The following is a 7446-nucleotide window of genomic DNA, read 5'->3' on the forward strand; positions in this document are numbered from 1 at the left end:
ATGTCGACATCATCACCATGGATCAGTGTGCTGACGACATGGCCGCGCTGATTGAAGTAATGCAACTCAAGGCAATCAATGTCATGGCTCAGTCGATGGGCGGCGATGTCGCTTTCCGGCTAATCGCCAAACGGCAGGATCTGTTTCGGTCCCTGGTGGTGGCTGGGTCATCGGCCTGCGGTGAGCCGCCGGAGCAAGGGGCGCGATTTGCGCAATGGGTTGTTGATGCGGGTGAGCAAGGTTTCACGGGCGAAATTCTCGATATGACCATGGAAGTAATGTTCGGCAAGACCACGCGCAATAACCCTGAAAAACAGTCGCTGGTAGCGTATTGGCGCGATCGCATTGAGGTTTTGCCAAAAACGCTGCGCCCTGCGATGAAAGGGGTTATGCATCGTGAAAGCTCTGTCTCTCTGTTGTCTTCGATCAATATTCCGGTGCTGATCATCAACGGTGAGGAGGACATGCCGCGACCTCCAGCGTGGTCCGATGAGATGAAGCGAGAATTGCCGAACTCGAAATTGATCCGGCTCAGCAAGATTGGGCATAGCCCGACCTTGGAAGCGCCCGAGCAGGTACTTCCCGCGATCATCGAGTTCTATTTAAACCCACGCGTATGAGGGCAACATTTTTCGTTCACAGCGTTTAAGTCCGGATGCTTTCACGAGCACATACTGTCTCTATCAGTCCTATTTTTGGAGCGCCTGCATGTCGCGGGCGCTTCAGGTTTTTTCATGCCCGTGGGTCACGAAAATTTGAAGCGTTTTCAGATTGGCAATCCTAACTGAGCGCTTGACGCTGCTCAATTTTTTGAAATAAATATGAAGCGCTTCATAAATGAGCTTGGTTAATAACAAATTTAAAACAGAACCTTTCATATCCACGCGCACGATGGCTTTCATGAGCGTCGTTTAAAAGATATGAAGCGGTTCAAATGGTGCCCAAATGCGCTGGCGCCAAACCAGGAGATAACAACAATGAGTACAAAAAACTGGGTTAAAGCCGCCTGCGTTGTGCTTTCCCTGACGACCCCGATTGCCGTATACGCGGACATCAAAATGGGTGCCCTTTATCCCCTCAGCGGTTCTTTGGCTCTGCTCGGTGATGAGAGCTATCGTGGCCTCGAAATAGCGGTCGCGGAGCGTAACGCTGCCGGAGGCTTGAAAGGTGAGCAGATCAAACTGCTCAAAGCCGACGCGGTTGACGCAGGCCAGGCTGTAGGTGCCGCCCGCAAACTGACGTCTGTTGAAAATGTGACCGCCGTGTTCGGCAGCTATTCCTCAGCCCTGTCATTTGCTGCCACGCAGGTTACGGAAATGGCCGGGGTGCCGTATTTCGAGCTCGGTGCGGTCTCCGACAACATCACCGAGCGAGACCTCAAATACGTCATGCGTAGCAACCCAACCGCCAGAAATTTCGCTGAAGGGACGATCACGGCGATTACGCAAATTGTGGGCCCCTCGCTGAAGGTCGATCCCAAGCAACTCAAGATTGCCATCATCCATGAGGATGCCCTGTACGGTACGRCCATCGCTGGCTTCCAGAAGCGGCTGGCGCAAGAGCAAGGGCTGAACGTGGTCGAGGTGCTTCCGTATTCTGCCAAAGCCGTGGACCTCTCGTCGCTGATTCTTCGCTTGAAAGGTGCACAAGCGGACGTGGTATTGCAGACCAGTTATCAGAACGATACGACACTGTTTTTCCGTCAGATCCGTGAAGCCGGTTTCAAACCTAAAGCCGTAGTCGGTGCGGGTGGCGGATATTCCATGCAGGACACCGTAAAGGTCGTCGGCGCTGAAAATATGGAAAGTGTTCTGGACGTGGATTTTCCTCAGTTTCAAACCAATGAAAATGGAGCTCCAGGCATCAGTGCGTTCGCCAAAGCCTACAAAGATCGCTTTGGCAGTGAGCCGCGATCAGGTCATAGCCTGATCAACTATGTCGGTGCGAAAGTCTTTCTTGATGCCATGGAAAAAAGTGCGTCCCTGGACGCCGATGCGATCCGTGCATCGGTCGCGAGTGTGGATATTCCTGTCGGCGGTACGGCCGCAGGTATCGGAGCCAAGTTCGCTGAGAATGGCCAAAACCAACGAGCCAATACGGCAATCATGCAGTGGCAGGACGGGGTACTGAAAACTGTTTACCCCGAAGCTGCGGCCGTGACAAAAGCGCGTTTTTCCGACCAACCCTGAAGCCTGTAATCCAGTTGAAGCTCGATCGTGGAGCTTCACGGATTCGTTCGCTCGCAAAGAGGGCGCAAACCGTGGARATTTTCATCCAGCTCCTTTTGAACGGCTTATTGCTCGGCGGCACGTTGGCCATTATCAGCATAGGTCTGACGCTTATTTTCGGGATCGTGAGGGTGGTCAACTTCGCCCACGGCGAGTTCCTGATGATAGGTCTGTACGCGGTGTATTTGATGAACGCTCACTTTGGGATTCATCCCTACGTGGCGATTATTCCCACAACGATCATTCTGTTTGCTGCTGGCGCCGCGATGCAGCGGTTCATCATCCAGCCCTTGCTCAGCGCTGAAGGGCATATTCAGATTTTTGCGACAGTAGGTGTCTCAATCGCCTTGATGAATGGCGCTCTACTGATCTTCGGTGCCGACGTCATGACCGTGCAGAACGTCAGCTTTGGCACCGGGACTGTCAGCCTGGGCGCCTTTCGCGCAAGCAGTGGTCAGCTGATCACGTTCGTGATGTCGTTGGTTCTGGTCGCCGGGTTGCACTGGTTCCTGCAAAACACCTTTCTGGGCCGAGCCGTTCGGGCTACCGCGCAACATCGCAACGCGGCGCAGTTGATGGGCGTTAACGTGAAGAAGATCTACATCTTCGCATTCGGTTTGGGCTGCGCCTGCCTGGGCGTCGCATCTGGCCTCATCGCACCTCAATACCCGGTTTTCCCTACGGTGGGGACGTTCTTTGTCCTGACCGCATTTGTGATCGTTGTACTCGGCGGTCTTGGAAGTCTTTCGGGGGCTTTGRTAGGCGCGATGCTGATCGGAATCGTCGACAGCCTTGCGGGTTACTACATCGCTCCAGACCTGAAGGAAGTCGTTTATTTCTCGATCTTCCTGAGCATCCTGGTGTTCCGTCCGACAGGCCTGTTTGGCGCCGGTCGCGGGTCTGAATAAGGAGAATGGTCATGAATATTCTGCATCCGCGTGTCTATGTCAGTGTGTTGGTTCTGGCGTCGTTATTGATCATTCCGCTCACGGCTGGTTCTCCTTTCGTTTACCACCTGTTCATCCTGATTTGCAGTTATGCAGCGCTCGCGAGCGCCTGGAACATTGTCGGAGGTTTTGCTGGTCAGCTCTCGCTGGGCCATGCGGTTTTTTATGGTGTTGGGGCTTATACCACCACGCTGCTGATGATCAATCTCGGCATCAGTCCGTGGATTGGGATGTTCGCCGGCGCCATCCTTTCGTCAATGGTGGCGGTGTTGATCAGTTGGCCTTGCTTCAGATTGCGCGGGCCGTTTTTTGCCCTGGCGACGATTGCGGTACTGGAAGTCGTGCGGTTGATGGCCATCAATCAACATGACGTGACCGGTGGAGCCGCTGGCTTGGGCGTACCGCTTAAGCTGGGCGTCGAATGGATGTTGTTTCGCCCGCGCTGGCCTTATCTGCTGATCGCCTTTGGTTTTCTGATCATCACCTTGGCGGTGTCCTGGAAGATCAAGAGTTCACGCTTGGGTTATTACCTGATTGCAGTTCGCGAGCGTGAAGACGCGGCGCATGCGGTCGGTGTGAACTCGGTCAAAGTCAAACTGATCGCGGTCGTCTTATCGGCATTTCTCACCAGCCTGGTGGGCAGTTTCCATGCGATGTATCTGACCTTCATCGAGCCCGGCTCAATGTTCTCGCTGGAGATGTCGATTCAGATCGCCATGTTCGCGCTGATCGGCGGTCTGGGCACTGTTTCGGGGCCATTGATCGGGACGCTGTTGGTATTGCCATTGGCGGAGCTTGCGCGTGGCTGGCTTGGCGACATGGGCAGCGGTGTTCACGGCCTGGTCTACGGCATTGTACTGGTGGTGGTCGTACTGACGATTCCGCAGGGTGTGGTGGGGCGATTTGGCGCGCGTGTGTTCGGCTGGATCGACGCATTACCCGGTGGACGTCGGCCACTCGCTGCGGCTGTGAGGGCAGTTAAATCCCCTGCGCCTGAGCCGCAATCGGTAATGAGCGGCGAACCCATTCTGATTGCTGAAAATCTGCACAAATTCTTCGGCGGGCTGCATGCGACCAACGATGTGTCGCTGAGCTTGGCCGAAGGCGAAATCGTCGGGGTGATCGGGCCCAATGGCGCGGGTAAGACCACTGTCTTCAACCAGCTCTCGGGTTTCCTGCTGCCCTCCAGAGGCCAKGTCAAGGTCCGCCTGCGCAACGGGCAATGGATTACCCCAAGCAGCCCGGCCGAGTTCGCCAAAGCCGGTGTCGGGCGCACCTTCCAGATCGTTCAACCGTTCGCTGATTTGAGTGTCTGCGAAAACATCATGCTCGGTGCATTCATGCACACGGCTGATGCGAAGGAGGCGAGGGCAGTCGCGGAGCAAGTCGCTGAACTGACCGAGCTCACCAACCTGCTGGATACTCGTGCACGCAACCTCACCGTCGGCGGTATGAAGCGGCTTGAAATGGCCCGTGCCCTGGCGACTCGTCCGCGGATATTGTTGCTGGACGAAGTGATGGCCGGACTCAACCCAACGGATGTGGCCAAGGCGATCGCCGTCATTCGCAGAGTCCGCGACTCCGGCGTCAGCGTCTTGATGATCGAACACCTGATGCAAGCAACCATGAGTCTGTCGGACCGCATCATCGTAATCAGCTCCGGGGCTTTGCTCATGCAAGGTGAGCCGAAGGATGTCATCAGCGATCCACRGGTGATCGAAGCCTATCTCGGCAAGGAGTACAGCCATGCTTAAGCTCAATAACATCCATAGCGGATATGGCGGTACTGAAATCCTTCGTGGCGTTTCTTTCGAGGTCAATGCCGGTGAAGTGGTGACCATCGTCGGTGCCAACGGTGTGGGTAAAACCACGACTTTGCGCAGTCTGTGCGGCATCGTTACCCMCTCCCAGGGCACGATCGAATTCGAAGGGCAGCGAATTGACGGCAATCGTCCGGATCAGATTGTCGATGCCGGCCTGACGTTGATACCGGAAGGGCGTCAGTTGTTTCCGTTCATTAGCGTGCGCGACAACCTGTTGATGGGGGCCTACAAACGCAGCGCTCGTGCGGGTTACAAAAAACGTCTCGACGATGTTCTGGATCTCTTTCCACGGGTTCGTGAGCGCCTGGATCAGAACGCTGGAACGCTTTCGGGTGGTGAGCAACAGATGGTCGCCATCGCTCGAGGCCTGATGGCCGAGCCCAAGCTATTGATGTTCGACGAGCCGTCGTTGGGCTTGTCGCCGCTGCTGGTCTCGCAGGTTTTCGAGATCATCAACAAGATCCTGGAGCTGGGAACAACCGTGCTGATCGTCGAGCAAAACATCGTCCATACCCTGCGTATCGCGCATCGAGGCTACGTACTTGAAAACGGCGAGGTAGTGCTGAGCGGCACGGGCCAGGAGCTCCTCGATAACCCTCATGTCAAACGTGCCTACCTGGGGCTCTGATCGAGTCGACCTGTGGCTGTGCGCTTATTACTCCGCAACAAAGACGAGAACACGCTATGACAAATTCTAGACACTCCGGGCGCGTCGTTTTGGTCACTGGAGCCGGTGGTGGTATTGGCGCTGCTATTGCAGAACTGTATTGCCAGGAAGGTGCTGCGGTCGCCCTGGTCGATGCCGATGCAGTGAAGGTTCAACAGCAGGCTGAACTGCTGCGAGAGGCAGGGTTTACGGTCGGTTGGGCCAAAGCCGATGTGGCTAATTATCAAGAATGCGCTGACGCCTGTGACCGTTTTGGCCAGGATTTGGGCCCTATCGATACCTTGATCAACAACGCAGGTATATCGCCAAAGCACGATGGCGCTCCTGCGCCGATCTGGACAATGAGCCCCGAGGAATGGCAACGGGTTGTCGACATCAACCTCAATGGCTCATTCAACCTGGTCCGGGTTTTGACGCCTGGGATGGTGGAGCGCGGCTTTGGCCGCATCGTCAACATGTCTTCAGTGGCGGGCAGTGCGTTTTTGCCGATAGTGGCGGCTCACTACAGCGCCACCAAAGCAGCCATCGTTGGTTTTACCCGTCATTTGGCCGGTGAGTTGGGGCCGTTTGGGATAACGGTAAATGCATTAGCGCCAGGGCGAATCGAAACMCCGTTGCTCAAAACCGTTTCGGCGCAGGCCAACCAGGCGGTTGTCGACGAGACACCACTACGTCGGCTGGGAACACCGCTTGAAGTGGCTAGGGCGGCGTGCTTCCTCACATCGAGCGAAAGCGATTTTATTACTGGCCAAGTCGTCGATGTGGCGGGCGGATGGTTGATGCGGTAACGACCGAAGGTCAAAAAGAATGAGTTTGACCGGGTCGTTCAACAGAAATTGACGACCCGATTCTAAAAAGTAATCACTTTTTTGGAGGGCATCAGCCATGGTCRAAGCGATGGGTTTCCCAGGGCGGTACGAGCAAGGCCCTGGAGCTTTGAGACAGTTGGGCAGAGTACTGACCGACATGGGACGGTCTCGTCCGTTGGTTTTGTGCGATGAGTTCGTCGCCAGGCATTTGTGGCCGGAGGTTGGCAATGCTTTGCTAGCGCATGGTTTCGAGCCTTTGCACATCGAATTTCCGGGTGAATGCACCCACGCAGCCATTGCCCTGTTGTCTGAGCAAGCCTTGCCCCATTCGCCTGACACCATCATCGCGCTGGGCGGAGGTAAGACGATTGATACGGCCAAGGGGCTGGCGGTCAATCTCAACGCTCCCATCATTGTTTGYCCGACCATTGCCTCGAGTGACGCGCCGACCAGTCGGCTGATCGTGCTCTACGATGATGACCACAAAGTGGTGGGAGTGGAGTACCTGAAGATGAACCCCTCAGCCGTCATCGTTGATACTCATGTCATCGCTCAGGCACCGGCACGGTTCTTTGCTGCGGGCATTGGTGATGCCATCAGTAAAAAATTTGAAGCCCATCAATGCCATTCCGCTGGTGGCAATAACTCTTTTGGAACCCCCGCGCTGCACACCGCGTTGATGCTGACCGATCTGGTGTTCAACACGCTGATGCAGTACGGCGTGTCGGCTTATCAGGCGGTTTGTCGTAACGAGGTCAATGACGACGTCGAGCGGGTAGTCGAGGGCACCGTGTTGATCAGTGGCGTTGGTTTTGAAAGCGGCGGGTTGTCGTTGTCCCATGCGCTGGTACGCGGATTGACAGCCATTCCGACCATGGCCTCAATGCTTCACGGTGAGCTGGTTGCCTTCGGTACCCTGGTGCAAATGGCGGTGGAGGAACGTCCTGTCGACGAGATCGAGAAGGTTGCCCG

The 7446-nt window shown here is 55.6% G+C and carries 8 protein-coding genes; 7 read left to right on the plus strand and 1 reads right to left on the minus strand.

Features of this window, described 5'->3' with window-relative positions:
- The coding region (locus tag ACXRVY_RS12420; RefSeq protein WP_458237491.1) for an alpha/beta fold hydrolase at window positions 1-620 on the plus strand (620 nt) is incomplete at its 5' end.
- Between the two features lie 102 nt (window positions 621-722).
- Here the strand turns inward: ACXRVY_RS12420 and ACXRVY_RS12425 are convergent.
- Window positions 723-902, minus strand: coding sequence for a hypothetical protein (locus ACXRVY_RS12425; RefSeq protein ID WP_223457462.1), 180 nt, complete (start codon window positions 900-902; stop codon window positions 723-725).
- A 75-nt stretch (window positions 903-977) separates the two neighbouring features.
- Between ACXRVY_RS12425 and ACXRVY_RS12430 the strand changes: the two genes are divergently transcribed.
- The 6 genes from ACXRVY_RS12430 to ACXRVY_RS12455 form a co-directional block, all read left to right on the plus strand.
- Complete coding sequence (locus ACXRVY_RS12430; protein WP_458237492.1) at window positions 978-2189, plus strand: ABC transporter substrate-binding protein; 1212 nt, start codon at window positions 978-980, stop codon at window positions 2187-2189.
- A 71-nt stretch (window positions 2190-2260) separates the two neighbouring features.
- A complete protein-coding gene (locus ACXRVY_RS12435) occupies window positions 2261-3136 on the plus strand; it encodes a branched-chain amino acid ABC transporter permease (RefSeq protein ID WP_458237493.1) in 876 nt (291 codons plus the stop codon).
- Window positions 3137-3147: 11 nt separating this feature from the next.
- The gene (locus ACXRVY_RS12440) at window positions 3148-4929 is read left to right on the plus strand and encodes a branched-chain amino acid ABC transporter ATP-binding protein/permease (protein WP_458237494.1); all 1782 of its coding nucleotides are present in this window, start codon (window positions 3148-3150) and stop codon (window positions 4927-4929) included.
- The gene (locus ACXRVY_RS12445; protein WP_458237495.1) at window positions 4922-5626 is read left to right on the plus strand and encodes an ABC transporter ATP-binding protein; all 705 of its coding nucleotides are present in this window, start codon (window positions 4922-4924) and stop codon (window positions 5624-5626) included. The genes ACXRVY_RS12440 and ACXRVY_RS12445 overlap by 8 nt, the downstream gene beginning before the upstream one ends.
- Before the next feature lie 89 nt (window positions 5627-5715).
- On the plus strand, window positions 5716-6453 hold the full coding sequence (locus ACXRVY_RS12450) for an SDR family oxidoreductase (RefSeq protein ID WP_263289552.1): 738 nt from the start codon (window positions 5716-5718) through the stop codon (window positions 6451-6453).
- 157 nt (window positions 6454-6610) lie between these two features.
- Window positions 6611-7446, plus strand: an 836-nt coding sequence (locus ACXRVY_RS12455) for a glycerol dehydrogenase (protein ID WP_458237496.1), incomplete at its 3' end; no start/stop codon positions are given.

Source organism: Pseudomonas sp. P5_A2_2 (assembly GCF_054177685.1).

Bases quoted from the DNA above. Each gene is read 5' to 3' on its own strand.
- ACXRVY_RS12425 (WP_223457462.1), bottom strand. From the start codon at position 902: ATGAAAGCCATCGTGCGCGTGGATATGAAAGGTTCTGTTTTAAATTTG.